The following is a 14,953-nucleotide window of genomic DNA, read 5'->3' as shown; positions in this document are numbered from 1 at the left end:
TCTCTATTGCACTAAACATTATTATGATTGATGCTATGCAGAGACCAAAGAATGCTCCCCATATATAATTGTCTCCTCTTAAAAAGAATTTTTTGTTTTCCATAACTATATCTCTTTTACACATTTTTTAAATTGTTCTCCTCTGTCCTCGTAACTTTTGAATAAATCAAAACTTGCACAGCATGGTGATAGTAGCACAGTATCTCCTGGGTTTGCCATTTCAAAGGCTTTTTCTACTGCCTCTTTCATTGATGAGGCATCTGCCATATCTTTACCCATTCCATCAAAGAATTTATGTAGTTTGCTGTTGTCAACGCCAAGGCATACTATTGCTTTTACTTTATCTTTTACTAGTTGCTCAATTTCGGTGTAGTCGTTACCTTTATCTTTTCCTCCGAGTATTAATACAACAGGGGTTTTCATACTCTCTAAGGCATACCAGCATGAGTTTACGTTGGTTGCTTTTGAGTCGTTTATAAACTCCACTCCGCGAACTCTTCCTGCCTTCTCTAAACGGTGTTCTACTCCTTTAAATCCGCTTAATGCTGCTCTAATCTCTTCTTTACGTATTTCAAGGACTTTTGCTGATATTGATGCGGCTAACGAATTAAATAGATTGTGTCTGCCTTCTAGTGACAGGGCTTCTTCTTCAATGGATATCTCTCCGTTTTTATCGTTTATTATTATATTCTTTCCATCTTTATATGCTGCAACTCCTTCGCTGTTTGTCTCTGCAAATGGATAGAGTCTTGATTTTAGATTATATTTTGATAGCTCTTCTGTAATAATTGGATCGTCTTTCCAGAAGATAAAGGCATCGTTCTCTGTTTGATTTTGTGTAATGCGAAATTTAGCGTCAACATAGTTTTGCATTTCATATCCGTATCGGTCGAGGTGATCGGGTGTTATGTTCAACAGTACTGCTATGTTGGCTTTAAAATCGTACATATTGTCTAACTGAAAACTGCTTAATTCTATTACGTAGTAGTCGAAGTTTTGTGTGGCTACTTGTAGGGCTAAACTTTTTCCTACATTTCCGGCTAATCCAACGTTTAGACCTGCACTTTTTAGTATGTGATAGGTTAAAAGAGTTGTAGTAGTTTTTCCGTTACTTCCTGTTATACATATCATTTTGGCATTAGTATAGCGTCCGGCAAACTCTATTTCAGAGATTACGGGAATCTCTTTTTCGAGTATGGCTCTCATTACGGGAACGGTATCGGGTATGCCCGGACTCTTTATTACTTCATCGGCATTTAAGATTTTATCCATTGTGTGAGAGCCACTTTCGTTTTCTATATCGTACTCTTTAAGTAGTGATAGATAGTTCTCTTTAATGGGCGAACTATCTGACACGAAAACGTCAAAACCTTTAAGTTTTGCTAATACGGCTGCTCCTGCTCCGCTCTCTCCTGCTCCTAATACTACTACTCTTTTTGTCATTATCTTATTTTTAATGTAACTATTGTAAGTGCTGCTAAAAGTATTGTAATAATCCAGAAACGAAGTGTTATTCGTGATTCTGGCATTTTATTTACCGGTGCTTGTAAAATCGCTTTTATTGATCCGTCTCCATCTTTTTGAAAGTGGTGATGAAGTGGTGTCATCTTAAATATTCTGCGTCCCTCACCATATCTTTTCTTTGTGTATTTGAAATATGCTGTTTGCATTATTACACTTAAACTTTCAACAAAGAATATTCCGCATAATAGGGGTAGTAGCAGTTCTTTGCGTAAGATTATTGCCAATACGGCTACTATTCCTCCAATTGTTAAACTTCCGGTATCTCCCATAAATACTTGTGCAGGATATACGTTATACCACAAGAATCCTATTAATGCTCCTGCAAATGCGCTGATGAATACCACCAACTCCTCTGAGCCAGGTATATACATTATATCAAGATATGATGAGTACATAACGTGTCCCGATAGATATGCAAATATTCTTAACGTCACGCCTATTATTGCGGTTGTACCTGCTGCTAATCCATCAAGACCATCTGTTAAGTTTGCTCCGTTTGAAACGGCTGTAACAACAAGGATACTCATTACAACAAATATTATCCATCCAACGGTTTGTGCTGTCTCTCCTTCAAAAGGTAGAATATCTGCATAGTCAAGGTTATGGTCTTTTACAAAAGGAATGGTTGTTTTTGTTGATTTTGTATTTTCGTTTTGTACTACCTCAGTGGTAATAGTTGTCTCAGTTGTTTTTTGTATTTCAGTTTTTTCGCGAATAACTACATCGGGCGATAGGTATAGGGTTAATCCAACTATCAATCCTAATCCAACTTGTCCAATTATTTTGAATTTGCCTTTCATTCCCTCTTTGTTTTTCTTGATTACTTTTATGTAATCATCGGCAAATCCTAAAACTCCTAACCATGCAGTGGTTACAAGCATAAGAATCATATATATGTTATTAAGTCGCCCAACTAACAAACATGGTATGAGTATAGCTATTATGATTATTATTCCGCCCATTGTAGGAGTTCCCTTTTTTGATAGTTGTCCCTCCAATGAGAGGTCACGGATTGTCTCTCCTATCTGAAGTTTTTGCAGTTTATTTATAATTTTTCGTCCTATTATCATTGCGATAAATAGCGATATAACAAATGCCAAGGTACTACGGAATGATATATATTGAAACATTCCTGCTCCGGGTATATCAATTGTATTTAAATAGTTAAATAAATCGTACAACATATTGTTCCTCTTTTTTATTATAATATTTCCTCAAATGCTTTTTCTATCTCTTCTCTATCGTCAAAATGGTATTTTACTCCTTTTATCTCTTGGTAATCTTCGTGCCCTTTCCCTGCGACTAAAACTACATCTCCTGCTTTTGCAAGTCTGATTGCAAGTCTGATTGCTTCGCGACGGTCGGTTATAGCTAAACATTTTTTTAGTTGTGCTGCTGATAATCCTTCTTTCATATCTGCAATTATTTGTTCTGGCTCTTCATCACGAGGGTTGTCAGAGGTAAGGATTAATTGGTTTGATAATTTTGCTGCCTCTTGTGCCATTATAGGTCGTTTGCCTTTATCTCTGTTTCCTCCTGCTCCAATTACAGAGATTATATCTCCTTTACCTCGTATTACTTCAGTTATTGATTGCAATACATTGGTTATGGCATCGGGAGTGTGTGCGTAGTCTACTATCGCTGTTATTCTATTTTTTGATAGTGTTTGAAAACGTCCTGATACAGGTATTAATGCTGATATTATTGTTAATACCTCTTCAGGGTCTTTTCCTAACAAGCACGCTGCTCCGTAAACTGCCAATAGGTTGTAGGCGTTAAATTTTCCTACAAATAGAGTTTCTACCTCTCTGTTGTTTATTTGAAGTGTTGTTCCATCAATGCGACTCTCTATTATTTTACCTTTAAATTCTGCCATTGATAGAAGTGAGTATGCACTTTGTTTTGCTTTGCAATTTTGTAACATAACTGCTCCGTTCTTATCGTCGGCATTTGTTAGGGCAAAGGCCTTTTTGCTTAATGAGTCAAAGAAACTCTTTTTGGCTTTTAAGTATGCGTCCACTGTTTTGTGGTAATCCATGTGATCGCGAGTGAGGTTTGTGAATATTCCTCCATCAAAATCTAATCCTCCAATTCTTTTCTGGTCGGCTGAATGTGAACTTACCTCCATAAATGCGTATGTGCATCCTTGCTCTACCATCTCGCTTAAAAGTTTGTTTAGCGATAGTGGGTCGGGTGTTGTGTGGGTTGATGGGACTGGTTTGTCATCTATATAGTTACATACGGTAGATAGTAGTCCAACTTTTTCCCCAAACATCTTGAACATTTTATACAAGAGTGTTGCTATGGTAGTTTTTCCATTTGTTCCTGTTACTCCTACAAGGCGTAATTTTTCTGACGGGTAATTGAACCATGCCGATGCGAGTTGTCCGAGTGCAAGTTGTGTGTCGGGGGTAACTATGTATGTTACTCCTTGCTTTTGAATTTCGGGGATATCTTCGCATACAATTGCTATTGCTCCTTGTTCTATTGCTTTATCAATAAATTTGTGACCATCAACAACTGTTCCTTTTACAGCAATGAACATATATCCCGATTTTATATTGCGAGAGTCGGAATCTATTCCTTGCACTTCTTGCTCAATATCACCAATTATGCTTTTTACTTTTATCTTCTCTAAAAGTGTTGCTATTTTTTTCATAATATTTAGTTTTCTAATATTATTATTACTTCATCGCCTTTGTTATAAGGGGTGCCACGAGCGGGGATTTGTTGTTTTACATATCCTCTCCCCTGTGCTGTTACTTTTACGCCTGAATTTTCTAATGTATATATGGCATCTCTTATACCCATACCTATAACTGATGGCAATGTTATTATGTCGTTACTTTCAACATCGCAGGTGTCTGTTGTAATCTCTTCGTTGTGTTCTGCTGTGTATTCTATATTTAAAGAGTCGCACAATGTTTCTGTTATGCTATCTATTCCTTTTGATATCTTAGGTCCTCTTTTTGTCTCATCTCCTGCTTGTAATTGTGGAGCTTCGTTTAAGTACCCTAATGCGTACATATTCTCAGCTATCTCTTTGAGAACTCCTCCTGCAATTGGTCCTGCCGATGGATATACTCCTCTTGGACGTGTAACCACAACTATACATGAGTATTTGGGTTTCTCATCATCGGGGAAGTACCCACAGAACGATACTCTGTGTGTTCTTGCGTTTGGATCGTATCCAAACTCTCCCGGATATATTATAACTGTTCCTGTTTTTCCTGCAATAGCTACATTTGGTGATTTCAGGTTTTGTGCTGTTCCGTTTTGAACAACACTAGTTAGAATTTCTCTTACTTGAGTTATTGTTTTAGGTTTACATATCTGTTCCCTAACAACTTTGCTATCTATATGCTCTATTACTTTTCCCTCTTTTAGAATGTCAGTAACAAATATTGGTGAAATCATTTTACCTCCATTTGCTATGGCATTATAAAACATTAAAGAGTATATTGGAGGAACTTGGATATTATATCCGAAACTCATCCATGGAAGTGTGGTATAACTCCAAAGTTTGCTTGATAATTTGGGAATTTGTGGATATGCTTGTCCAATTAATTTCAAATCTACTTTTTCGTTTATTCCCATCTGGTCGAGTTTGTCAAGAAACTTTTGAGGGTTATTTTCATATCCTTTTAGAACAACTTTTGCTGTTCCTATATTTGATGACTCTTCCATGATTCGGGTTACAGATATTGGACCAAAGCCACCTCTATGGGCATTCCAATCTCGTATCTGTTTTGAATTTCTACCATTGGGATGACGGTGTGTGTATGTTCCATCCTCTGTGTCAAATATCTCGGTAGGAGTTGTTACTCCATCATCTAATGCCGCAGTTATTGCAACGGTCTTAAAGGTTGAGCCTGGTTGATATAATCCACTTATGGCAAAATTTCGTGACTCTCCAAATTTTCCCTCTTTTATTCTTGAGTAGTTGGCAATTGCTTTTACGGCTCCTGTCTCTACCTCCATTACTATTACGCTACCATTATCAGCATCAACCTCTTTTAATTTCCTTAAAAGGGCCTCTTCGGCGTGATATTGTATTGTTAGGTCAATTGTGGTGCGTATATCGCAACCATTCACTTTAGGAATTTCGGTACCTCTTATTTCTACGGGTTGTTTCCTAATGATTCTGAAATCGGCTTTCCCGTCTTTCCCCCTTAGAATTGAGTCGTAAGCCAACTCAATACCATATTCGGCTTTACCATTTTTAAGCCTTCCTATGGTTCGTGATGCAACTTTACCGAATGGCATCTCTCTCTTCTCCTGTGATTCTACAAAGAATCCAGTAGCACCACCTCCTTTATTTACCAAAGGGAACTTCTTTATTTCAAGTAAATCAAGGTATGAGACAACTTTGGGACTTAAGTTTATTCTTCCTGATTTATTCTTATATCCTTTTAATAATTTTTTCTTGTATTCCGATGCACTCTTATCTCCCAATTTTTTAGAAATTGCCAGACAGAAAGCATCGATATATTTATTCAAAGTGTCGGGGTGAGGAACTCTTACATACTTTCCGTTATCTTTAATATCTCTAAAGTCGAAGAAGAGTTTATACTCCTTTATTGTACTTGCTACTATTTCATCATCTGCAGATAATATGTTTCCTCGATGGGCGGGAATTTTTACATCTTTCATTATGGCAGCTTCAGACTTCTTATTCCAACCCTCTCCCTCAATAAATATTATTTTGATAACTTTTCCTATAACGAAGAGGCACATTACTACGACTATCACCGATATAAGAAAATATTTGAATGATATTTTGCTTTGTTTACTTCTCTCCATCTTCTTCAATTATATATGGGGGTTGTGTAGGAAATTCTAAATCTAAATTATTTTTGTCAATATATTTAATTATTGAGTCGACGCGTTGTATCTTTTTCAGGCGTGATGACGTCTCAAGTGCTCTGTATCTTGTTTCTGTAATTTTTCGCTCTGTTTTTTTTATCTCTGCTACATTTATTTGGTTAATATATCTGTTAGAGATGTAGAATAGGGCTACTATTATAATTGTTGAGAATGTTATCCAATGACGGATGATAAAATCGATGGATAGTATCTTGCCATTTAGAAATATTCTTATAGGTTTCAATATCCCCTTCAGAAATCTTACTCTCTTTTTCTCTGTATTAGGTTCTCCGTCCTTTGAAGAGCTTTTATCTTCTTGGGTGGATATATCTATATCATCAGTGTTTGTTGATCTGTTTTCAAGATTTTCCATCTCTTCTCTGTTGTTTTCCTCTACCATAATTATTTTTTTTCTGCTATTCTTAATTTTGCTGAACGTGATCTGGGATTACGCTCTATCTCCTCTTCTGAAGGGGTTATAACTTTATTGTTTACTTGTTTTAAGGGAGTTATTAATCTTCCAAAGAAGTCTTGCTCTGCTTTACCTTCAAAATTTCCGTATCTAAAAAAATCTTTTACAATTCTATCTTCAAGAGAGTGGTATGTTAAGATTACAATTCGACCTCCCGGTTTTAGTATCTCTACGCTTTGTTGTAACATACTTTTTAGACTCGACATTTCATCATTAACCTCAATACGCAATGCTTGAAATATTTGAGCCAACTCTTTCTTCTCTTGTTTTGGATTAATCATCCCCTTTATTATTGAGAGCAGATCTGATGTTGTTTCTATCACTTTACTCTCTCTCTTTTTTACTATCTCTGCGGCAATTTTTCTTGCATTACGTATCTCCCCATAGTAGTATAGTATATCGGCAATCTTGCTCTCTGGGTATTTGTTTATAATCTCAGCTGCCGAACTACCTCCTCTTCGGTTCATTCTCATATCGAGTTTCCCTTCAAAGCGAAATGAGAATCCTCTCTCTGCTTCATCAAAATGGTGAAACGATACTCCAAGATCGGCAATGATACCATCAACTTGTTCAATGTTGTGGTATTTCATAAAATTCTTTAAAAATCTGAAATTGCTTTTTACAAATGTGAACCGCTTATCGTCAATTATATTTTTTTCTGCATCACTATCTTGGTCAAATGAGAATAGTTTCCCTTCGGCTCCTAATTGCTCAATTATTCTGCGAGAGTGTCCCCCTCCTCCAAAAGTAACATCAACGTATGTTCCATTTGGAGAAATATTTAATCCGTCAATACACTCAGTTAGTAACGCAGGTATGTGATATACAGGCTCTTGCATAAGGTAGTATTTGATAAAAGGCAATTATCCTAAATTAGCCGATAAAGATAGTTAAAATATTCTATATACATTGTATAAAAAATGGGGATTTTTATAAAAAATTTTTTTCATTAAATTTAGGGGTATATTTTTAGTTTTTAGCGTTGAGTAAAATATCCATATTGTGGTGATGATTTTCTCTTTTTTTGTGTAGTCAGATTTTCCTTATAAAGTGTAGTGATAAATCTTTTTGGATAAAAAAAGTGTTTATTTTTATTAATAAAGAGATAAAAATTGTACTTTTGTTTCGTATTTTGTGCCTAATGTGTAGTAAAAATAAACAGACATAAGATATAAATGTTTGTTTATTAGAATATTATGCGAATTTATTATTTTGTACAATGAATGAACCATTACAAATAGATTTGGATAAGGTTGTTAAAAGCAAGTTTCGCAAAGGTAAAGGTTTGCCTAAATTTGTTATGAATTACCTTAAACGAATAATACATCAAGAGGAAATAAACTCTTATTTAAGGGAGAATTCGCATTTGCAGGGAGTTGATTTTGCAACTGATGTAAAGCGTTTCTTTGAGGTTGAGTGTGATGTTTATGGTTTAGAGAATATTCCCAAAGATAAGAGATTTATTTTTGTCAGTAACCACCCTCTTGGCGGAATGGACGGAATTCTTCTAATTTCTGAGTTGGGAAAATATTTTGATGGCAAGATTAAGGCACAGGTTAATGATTTGCTAATGAATATGAAACCTTTGGCTCCTTGTTTTATTCCTATAAATTGTTACGGAAAGCAGTCAAAGAGTTTAGCGAAGGATTTGGATAATATTTTGGATAGCGACAATCAGTTATTGGTTTTCCCTGCTGGTATGTGTTCGCGACGTCAAAAAGGCAGGATTTTAGATTTGACATGGAAAAAGTGGTTTGTAACTAATGCTATATCTCAAGAGAGAGATGTTGTTCCTGTCTTTTTTAAAGGACGTAATTCAAATTTCTTTTACAACTTTGCCTCATTACGCCAAAAGTTAGGAATAAAATTTAATATTGAACTTATATATTTGCCCGATGAGTTATTTAAGTCAAAGGGTAAGAGATTTGAAATTTATTTTGGCAAACCTATTCCTTGGCAAACTTTTAATTCAGAGAAAACACCAATGCAGTGGGCTCAATATGTAAAAGATTTAGTGTACGATATTAAGAAGTAATCCATTATCATGGAAGAGATAATAGAGAAAATAGACAGGGCTCTTATTAAAGAGGAGTTAAAACATGCGACATTTATAAGACACACTCGCAAGTGTAATAATGAGATATATGTGATTGAAGCTCACCAATCTCCAAATATTATGAATGAGATAGGGCGTTTACGCGAAATCGCATTTCGTAATGGCGGTGGCGGTACTGGAAAATCGGTTGATATTGATGAGTATGATTTAATGACGCCTCCATGTCGCCAGTTGTTTGTGTGGGATCCTGAAAAAGAGGAGATTTTAGGGGGTTATCGTTTTATCTTGGGTAGAGATATTAAATTTCAAGAAGATGGTTCGCCTCGTATTGCAATGTCGCACCTTTTTGAATTTTCTCAGGATTATATAGAGAATTACCTCCCTTATACAATTGAGTTAGGTCGCTCGTTTGTTGCCTTGGAGTATCAATCTTCAAAGGCAGGAGCAAAAGGATTGTTTGCTCTTGACAATCTTTGGGATGGTTTAGGAGCTCTTGCCCGTATCTATCCGCAAACAAAATACCTTCTTGGTAAGTTTACTATGTACACAGAGTTCCCTATTGTTGGACGAAATATGATAATGAACTTTTTAAGAATATATTTCCCTGATAGAGATAATCTTATTAAACCTCACTATCCTTTGGATACAACTGGGAACGATGCAGATTTTGAGACTCTTTTCTGTAAGGATGATTATAAAAAGGATTATCTTACTCTGAATGGGGAGATAAGGAACTTGGGTGCGAATATCCCTCCTTTGGTAAGTGCTTATATGGCTTTATCTCCATCGATGAAGACTTTTGGTACTGCCATCAACGATGAGTTTGGTGATGTTGAGGAGACCGGAATGTTGATTACTGTTGAAGATATATATCCCGAGAAGAGAGCAAGACATATTGAGAGTTATTCTGAAGATGACGTTTTGTAAATTTGACCTATGAAACTTTTTTTAAATATAAAAATATTGGTTGTGTTGTTTATGGCAATACTATTTGTGTCATGTTCTAACGAAGGTTGGAGGATAGACAATGTTAAGGATATTGCTGTAGGGGCTGGCGACTCAATTTTCTATATATCAAAAAAAGATAACTTTCAGTTTTCGGTTGGATGTAACCAAATCTCTTTAATCAGAAATGATGTTGCTTTGGTAGGTAAGGATGATAGATTTGGTTATGTTGATGATGAGGGTGAGATTATTATCCCTGACGTTTACAAATATGCAACCGTGTTTAATAATAATATGGCTTGGGTTGTTCGTAAGGGCGATTTACCAAGTGTAATTAATCGTAAGGGTGAACTTAAATTTACTTTACGTGAGGTTGATTGGGTTGAGATTTATATAGAGGATATGGCAAGATATTACTCTGTTGAGAACAGACAAAAACGATATGGTTTTGCATCCTTAACAGGTGAAAAGGTTATTGCTCCTCTATATTATGATGCAACTCATTTTAGCGAAGGTTTGGCAGCGGTTAAAGGCTTGGATAATAAGTGGGGATATATTGATAAATCAGGCTCGGTAATTATTCCTGCTAAGTTTGACGGAGCAAAGACTTTTAGTAATCAATTTGCTGTTATTGCGATTAATGATAAGTGGGGCATTATTGATAAAATGGGAGAGTTTGTTCTTGAACCTCGCTTTGATGATATGACCTCTGATGGCGAGTTTTATATTACTTTAAGTGATGATAAATGGGGCTGGATTGATATTAACGGCAACTGGGTTATTGAGCCAGTATATGAGAAGGTATTACCTTTTAATGGTGCTGATATTGCTCCTGTTTTGCTTGATGGTAAGTGGGCATACGTTGACAAGTATGGTGAGATTGTTATCAAGCGTCAATTTGATGAGGCTTATCCTTTTGTTGATAATTTAGCCCTTGTTAAGATAGGTGACTATTACGGTTTTATAAACAAAGATGGGGTGTATAAAATAAATCCTCAATACACTTATATATCGGCAGATTACATTAATAATGCTATATATGGATTGCCATATTATATGTCGGTTAAGAGTGATAGATAATCTTTATTGATTTAAGAATATTTTTAATTAAGATATAATAGAGAGTGCCGGAAAATTTTCTGGCACTCTCTATTATTAGAATATTTGTTTCTTACTGTTTGCTTATCTCTCTTTTAAAGGGGCGACCTTCGTAACGGCTTATTGCCTCAACGCATTTTTCGGTTATAGGTTCAGCACTATTAGTGCTTACATCAAATCCCACCATGATTGTTCGTGCTGCCGCTTTTAGCTGGTTTGTGTCGGGGTTTATGATTTGTTGGGAGAGTTCTAAACTTTTGTTGCCTATGCGTAGTATTGTGGTGCGAACTACTACTCTGTCGCCCATTAATATTGGTGCTATAAAGTCGGTCTCTATTCGTGCTATCACTAATCCAAACTCTTGCCAATCTACAAGGTCGGTATCCCATATTGCTTTGAAATAAGATACTTTACCAATATCAAAATAGTTCATGAAGACAGTATTGTTTACATGCCCCATTACATCAAAGTCGTTGAAGCGAGGTTGTATCTCTATGGTGTGTTTGTATAGGTTTTCCATTATCTGAATATAATATCTTTTATTGTTTGGGTTCCTGTTATTGCATTGAGTTGCTCTACGAGTGTTGTACGATTCATCATCAGTTCGTTACGAACAACCGATGAGGTTACTTCTACGTGTAGAATACCTTTGCTTACATATACGTTTTTTGTATATCGAGCCATAGGTTTCCCAACCACCTCTTCCCACTTCTGGGTAATTGTAGTCTCATCAAGTCTTCCCTTTAAATTACTTTTGTTTAGGATTTCTTGAATTATTTCGCCTATATGTGTGGCTTTGCGTCTCTCCATCTATAACTCTCTTATCTCTCCGTTTTCTACTTCAAATAGTTTAAAGTCTTTTCCGCTTTTGCGAATTATGGCATCTAAGTATTCTCTGTTTGTGTCTGTAACAAATATCTGTCCAAACTCTGGGGTAGAGACCATATTCATAATACGTTCAACTCTGTTAGAGTCTAATTTGTCAAATATATCATCAAGCAACAAAATAGGACTTTTTCCTCCCATCTTTTTAAGGTACTCATATTGAGCAAAACGTAAAGCAATGGCAAAACTTTTTGTTTGTCCTTGAGAGCCTACTCGCTTTATGTTGTAGTTGCCAAGTTTCATCTCAAGATCATCGCGGTGTATTCCGCGTGTGGTATAACCTAATATTGCATCTTTTGCTCTGCTCTCGGCAAGTTGAACTGATAAATCTCCATCGTATAGGTGCGAGGTGTATGATAGTGATACGCTCTCCCCTCCTCCACATATCTCTTGATAAAATTTATTGAATACAGATACAAAATCTTCTATAAACTCTTTTCTGTATTTGAATACGCAATTAGCAGCATACTCCATTTGTGCCTCAATAACCTCAAATAAGGTCTTCTCGGTGTTCTCTTGTCGTAGCATTGAGTTGCGTGTTGAGAGTGCTTTGTTGTATGCCATTACGGCAGAGAGATATTCTCTATTGAATTGTGATAGGGTTTGGTCTATGAATTTTCGGCGTATATCACTCCCCTCTTTTACCAACTCGCTATCTTCTGGCGAGACTATCACTAAGGGTATGTATCCAATGTGTTCCGATAATCTGTTATACTCCTTTTTGTCTCGTTTAAAGGTCTTTTTTTGTTTAAGTTTTACTCCACAATTTATCTCGGCAATGTCGTTGCTTTTGACATCACGATAGTTTCCGCGTATCATGAAGAACTCTTCGCCATGTTTAATGTTTTGAATGTCGGATATGTTGTAGAAACTTTTGCAAAACGATAGGTAATATATTGCATCCAATAGATTAGTCTTGCCCATTCCGTTGTTACCCAAGAAACAATTTATGTTGTCCGATAGGGTTATATCGGCTTCGGTTATGTTTTTAAAGTTTAGTAACGATATTGTTTCGAGTATCATCTTTAATTAATCTGCTTTTTGTTTTTATATTGCGAAGATAGTAATTAAAAACCGATTATTTTAGTTTATATGTTATTAAAAATGTAAAAATTATAGGCGAAATTTTATTTATATCGATAAATATTTTATTTTTGCACTTGATTTTGCAAAAAAAGACTCTTATTCTATGATAGAATACCTCCTTTTTTTGTGTAAAGTTTTGAATATTAATTATAAACATTAGATACAAATGGCTAAAGAACAACAAATGGACGAATTGGATAAAATGAATAACGTCCTATCTACTGGAGAACAATGGATTGAGAAAAATGGTAAAAAACTTACAACTATTGTTATTATTGCAATTTTGGTTGTTGCAGGTTTCTTAATGCTAAAACAATTCTATTTTGCTCCTATGGAAGATGAGGCTCAAAATGCAATGTATAAAGGAGAGTTCTATTTTGAGCAAGATAATTTTGAGGTTGCACTTAATGGTAATGAGGCAGATTTCATAGGCTTTAAAGCAATTGCTGATGAGTATTCTGGTACTAAGGCTGGAAACTTGGCTAATGCTTATGCCGGAATTTGTGCTTACAATCTTGGAAATAACGAGGAGGCTCTTGAGTACTTAGAGGCTTACGATGGTGATGAACCTCTTCTATATCCCAACATAATTGCTATGATTGGAAACTGCTATGCTAATATGGGTGATTATAACAAAGCAATAGAAAAATTTGTTGCAGCAGCAGATGAGGCATCAAATTCTGTAATCTCTCCCCTATTCCTCGTTAAGGCTGCTACTGTTGCAGAGAAAGCAGGTGACAATGCAAAAGCATTAGAGTTCTATCAAGAGATTAAAGATAAATATGAGAACTCTGTTATTGGGCAAGATATTGATAAATATATTGAGAAAGCAAATGCTCAAGTAAAATAGTTTGAAACTTACAAAAACAATATAAAGGGTATCGCATATTTTTATATGTTGGCACCCTTTTTTATTATACAACTATATGGCAACAACAAATTTATCGGCATATGATAAAAATTCAATGCCTGATGCTTCAAAAATGAAGTTTGCAATTATATGTTCTGAATGGAACGATCAAGTTACAGGTGCTCTTTTAAACGGAGCTTATGATACCTTAGTTGAGAATGGTGTTAAACAAGAGAATATATTTGTTGAGTATGTTCCCGGAACTTTTGAGTTAACATTTGGGGCTCGCCGTGCAATGCAGTTCTATCGTCCCGATGCAGTGATAGTTTTAGGCTGTGTTGTGCGTGGAGGAACTCCTCACTTTGAGTATGTTTGCGAAGGTGTTACTCAAGGAATTACTGCTCTAAATGAAGATGGCTCAATACCTGTTATATTTGGTGTTTTAACTACCGATGATATGCAACAGGCTCTTGACAGAGCAGGTGGAGTGCTTGGAAATAAAGGTGATGAGGCTGCCGTTACTGCTATTAAAATGGCTGCTTTAAGTAATAAGTTGAAATAATAACAAAACGGGTGCAATAATAATTTAACACTCTATTTTTTGCTTTTTTGCAAGAAAACTGTAACTTTGCACCCACATTAGTACTAATTTATAAACAAAACGAAAATGGCTTACGTTATTACAGAAGACTGCGTAGCATGTGGAACATGTGCAGGTGAGTGCCCAGTTGAGGCTATCTCTGAGGGCGATATCTACGTAATTGATCCTGATAAATGCTTAAGCTGTGGTACTTGCGCTGATGCTTGTCCTACAGGTGCTATTATCGAGGGATAATCGTAGTCTGAAAGAGATTATGGGCTGTCTGATTTAATTGGGCAGCCTTCTTTTTGTTTAAACTTTAAAGATTTTAATTATATGCAAACAATTCCTTCGGAGCCAATGATGCTATTTAGTTTTATTAATATGAAGTTACGCGATGAATACCCTTCGCTTGATGAGTTGTGCTCAAGTATGGATATAGATCGCTCTTGGCTTATCGAAAAACTTGCTTCGGTTGGTTTTGAATATAGTGCTGAGAATAATAAGTTCTGGTAATAATATATCCAACTCTCTAAATAAATTATACTTTGTAAACCTTTCACTCTTCTTTGTCGTTAAATCTTGAGACTA

Annotated in this window: 16 protein-coding genes; 7 read left to right on the top strand and 9 right to left on the bottom strand. The window is 35.7% G+C overall.

Going from position 1 to position 14,953, the window contains the following annotated elements; genetic code table 11:
* Positions 1 to 105 precede the first annotated feature (105 nt).
* The 6 genes from murD to rsmH are packed head-to-tail and all read right to left on the bottom strand — an operon-like array spanning position 106 to position 7,701.
* The gene (gene murD, locus IKK64_06570; GenBank protein ID MBR4119727.1) at positions 106 to 1,443 is read right to left on the bottom strand and encodes a UDP-N-acetylmuramoyl-L-alanine--D-glutamate ligase; all 1,338 of its coding nucleotides are present in this window, start codon (positions 1,441 to 1,443) and stop codon (positions 106 to 108) included.
* On the bottom strand, positions 1,443 to 2,708 hold the full coding sequence (locus IKK64_06565; protein ID MBR4119726.1) for a phospho-N-acetylmuramoyl-pentapeptide-transferase: 1,266 nt from the start codon (positions 2,706 to 2,708) through the stop codon (positions 1,443 to 1,445). Before IKK64_06565 ends, murD begins: the two co-directional genes overlap by 1 nt.
* Positions 2,709 to 2,725: 17 nt before the next feature.
* Positions 2,726 to 4,183: a UDP-N-acetylmuramoyl-L-alanyl-D-glutamate--2,6-diaminopimelate ligase gene (locus tag IKK64_06560; GenBank protein ID MBR4119725.1), complete on the bottom strand. Its 1,458-nt coding sequence runs from the start codon at positions 4,181 to 4,183 to the stop codon at positions 2,726 to 2,728.
* A gap of 5 nt (positions 4,184 to 4,188) precedes the next feature.
* A complete protein-coding gene (locus IKK64_06555; protein ID MBR4119724.1) occupies positions 4,189 to 6,327 on the bottom strand; it encodes a transpeptidase family protein in 2,139 nt (712 codons plus the stop codon).
* On the bottom strand, positions 6,314 to 6,790 hold the full coding sequence (locus IKK64_06550) for a hypothetical protein (protein MBR4119723.1): 477 nt from the start codon (positions 6,788 to 6,790) through the stop codon (positions 6,314 to 6,316). The genes IKK64_06555 and IKK64_06550 overlap by 14 nt, the downstream gene beginning before the upstream one ends.
* Before the next feature lie 2 nt (positions 6,791 to 6,792).
* On the bottom strand, positions 6,793 to 7,701 hold the full coding sequence (gene rsmH / locus IKK64_06545) for a 16S rRNA (cytosine(1402)-N(4))-methyltransferase RsmH (protein MBR4119722.1): 909 nt from the start codon (positions 7,699 to 7,701) through the stop codon (positions 6,793 to 6,795).
* Between the two features lie 380 nt (positions 7,702 to 8,081).
* Between rsmH and IKK64_06540 the strand changes: the two genes are divergently transcribed.
* Genes IKK64_06540 through IKK64_06530 form a run of 3 tightly spaced genes read left to right on the top strand, consistent with a single transcriptional unit; the run spans position 8,082 to position 10,943 of the window.
* Positions 8,082 to 8,897 (top strand): 1-acyl-sn-glycerol-3-phosphate acyltransferase, encoded by an 816-nt coding sequence (locus tag IKK64_06540; GenBank protein MBR4119721.1) that lies wholly within the window; start codon positions 8,082 to 8,084, stop codon positions 8,895 to 8,897.
* 9 nt (positions 8,898 to 8,906) lie between these two features.
* A complete protein-coding gene (locus IKK64_06535) occupies positions 8,907 to 9,845 on the top strand; it encodes a GNAT family N-acetyltransferase (protein MBR4119720.1) in 939 nt (312 codons plus the stop codon).
* Between the two features lie 9 nt (positions 9,846 to 9,854).
* Positions 9,855 to 10,943 carry a WG repeat-containing protein gene (locus tag IKK64_06530; protein MBR4119719.1) on the top strand — a complete coding sequence of 363 codons (1,089 nt, stop codon included), beginning with the start codon at positions 9,855 to 9,857 and terminating at the stop codon, positions 10,941 to 10,943.
* A gap of 91 nt (positions 10,944 to 11,034) precedes the next feature.
* Here the strand turns inward: IKK64_06530 and IKK64_06525 are convergent, their stop codons facing one another.
* From IKK64_06525 to recF, 3 genes are read right to left on the bottom strand one after another with little or no spacing between them, the layout of a single operon-like run.
* Positions 11,035 to 11,481 carry an acyl-CoA thioesterase gene (locus IKK64_06525; GenBank protein ID MBR4119718.1) on the bottom strand — a complete coding sequence of 149 codons (447 nt, stop codon included), beginning with the start codon at positions 11,479 to 11,481 and terminating at the stop codon, positions 11,035 to 11,037.
* Positions 11,481 to 11,771: a DUF721 domain-containing protein gene (locus IKK64_06520; GenBank protein MBR4119717.1), complete on the bottom strand. Its 291-nt coding sequence runs from the start codon at positions 11,769 to 11,771 to the stop codon at positions 11,481 to 11,483. The genes IKK64_06525 and IKK64_06520 overlap by 1 nt, the downstream gene beginning before the upstream one ends.
* Positions 11,772 to 12,869: a DNA replication and repair protein RecF gene (gene recF / locus IKK64_06515; protein MBR4119716.1), complete on the bottom strand. Its 1,098-nt coding sequence runs from the start codon at positions 12,867 to 12,869 to the stop codon at positions 11,772 to 11,774.
* A gap of 229 nt (positions 12,870 to 13,098) precedes the next feature.
* Between recF and IKK64_06510 the strand changes: the two genes are divergently transcribed.
* The 4 genes from IKK64_06510 to IKK64_06495 all read left to right on the top strand — a co-directional run bounded on the left by IKK64_06510 (position 13,099) and on the right by IKK64_06495 (position 14,878).
* Entirely contained in the window at positions 13,099 to 13,782 is a 684-nt protein-coding gene (locus IKK64_06510; GenBank protein MBR4119715.1) for a tetratricopeptide repeat protein, read from the top strand.
* A gap of 76 nt (positions 13,783 to 13,858) precedes the next feature.
* Positions 13,859 to 14,344 (top strand): 6,7-dimethyl-8-ribityllumazine synthase, encoded by a 486-nt coding sequence (locus IKK64_06505; GenBank protein MBR4119714.1) that lies wholly within the window; start codon positions 13,859 to 13,861, stop codon positions 14,342 to 14,344.
* A 105-nt stretch (positions 14,345 to 14,449) separates the two neighbouring features.
* Positions 14,450 to 14,617 carry a 4Fe-4S binding protein gene (locus IKK64_06500; protein ID MBR4119713.1) on the top strand — a complete coding sequence of 56 codons (168 nt, stop codon included), beginning with the start codon at positions 14,450 to 14,452 and terminating at the stop codon, positions 14,615 to 14,617.
* 81 nt (positions 14,618 to 14,698) lie between these two features.
* Positions 14,699 to 14,878 (top strand): DUF4250 domain-containing protein, encoded by a 180-nt coding sequence (locus IKK64_06495; protein ID MBR4119712.1) that lies wholly within the window; start codon positions 14,699 to 14,701, stop codon positions 14,876 to 14,878.
* Positions 14,879 to 14,953: the final 75 nt, after the last annotated feature.

Source organism: Bacteroidales bacterium, assembly GCA_017521245.1.
Classification (GTDB): Bacteria; Bacteroidota; Bacteroidia; order Bacteroidales; family G3-4614; genus Caccoplasma_A.
This window is presented reverse-complemented; position numbering and strand designations above follow the sequence as displayed.

What these genes read in the sequence shown, in the direction of transcription:
- IKK64_06525 (MBR4119718.1), bottom strand. Translation starts at nt 11,481, where the DNA reads ATGGAAAACCTATACAAACACACCATAGAGATACAACCTCGCTTCAAC.
- IKK64_06520 (MBR4119717.1), bottom strand. Translation starts at nt 11,771, where the DNA reads ATGGAGAGACGCAAAGCCACACATATAGGCGAAATAATTCAAGAAATC.
- IKK64_06550 (MBR4119723.1), bottom strand. Translation starts at nt 6,790, where the DNA reads ATGGTAGAGGAAAACAACAGAGAAGAGATGGAAAATCTTGAAAACAGA.
- IKK64_06555 (MBR4119724.1), bottom strand. Translation starts at nt 6,327, where the DNA reads ATGGAGAGAAGTAAACAAAGCAAAATATCATTCAAATATTTTCTTATA.
- IKK64_06495 (MBR4119712.1), top strand. Translation starts at nt 14,699, where the DNA reads ATGCAAACAATTCCTTCGGAGCCAATGATGCTATTTAGTTTTATTAAT.
- murD (MBR4119727.1), bottom strand. Translation starts at nt 1,443, where the DNA reads ATGACAAAAAGAGTAGTAGTATTAGGAGCAGGAGAGAGCGGAGCAGGA.
- rsmH (MBR4119722.1), bottom strand. Translation starts at nt 7,701, where the DNA reads ATGCAAGAGCCTGTATATCACATACCTGCGTTACTAACTGAGTGTATT.
- IKK64_06560 (MBR4119725.1), bottom strand. Translation starts at nt 4,183, where the DNA reads ATGAAAAAAATAGCAACACTTTTAGAGAAGATAAAAGTAAAAAGCATA.
- IKK64_06510 (MBR4119715.1), top strand. Translation starts at nt 13,099, where the DNA reads ATGGCTAAAGAACAACAAATGGACGAATTGGATAAAATGAATAACGTC.
- IKK64_06535 (MBR4119720.1), top strand. Translation starts at nt 8,907, where the DNA reads ATGGAAGAGATAATAGAGAAAATAGACAGGGCTCTTATTAAAGAGGAG.
- recF (MBR4119716.1), bottom strand. Translation starts at nt 12,869, where the DNA reads ATGATACTCGAAACAATATCGTTACTAAACTTTAAAAACATAACCGAA.
- IKK64_06505 (MBR4119714.1), top strand. Translation starts at nt 13,859, where the DNA reads ATGGCAACAACAAATTTATCGGCATATGATAAAAATTCAATGCCTGAT.
- IKK64_06565 (MBR4119726.1), bottom strand. Translation starts at nt 2,708, where the DNA reads ATGTTGTACGATTTATTTAACTATTTAAATACAATTGATATACCCGGA.
- IKK64_06540 (MBR4119721.1), top strand. Translation starts at nt 8,082, where the DNA reads ATGAATGAACCATTACAAATAGATTTGGATAAGGTTGTTAAAAGCAAG.
- IKK64_06500 (MBR4119713.1), top strand. Translation starts at nt 14,450, where the DNA reads ATGGCTTACGTTATTACAGAAGACTGCGTAGCATGTGGAACATGTGCA.
- IKK64_06530 (MBR4119719.1), top strand. Translation starts at nt 9,855, where the DNA reads ATGAAACTTTTTTTAAATATAAAAATATTGGTTGTGTTGTTTATGGCA.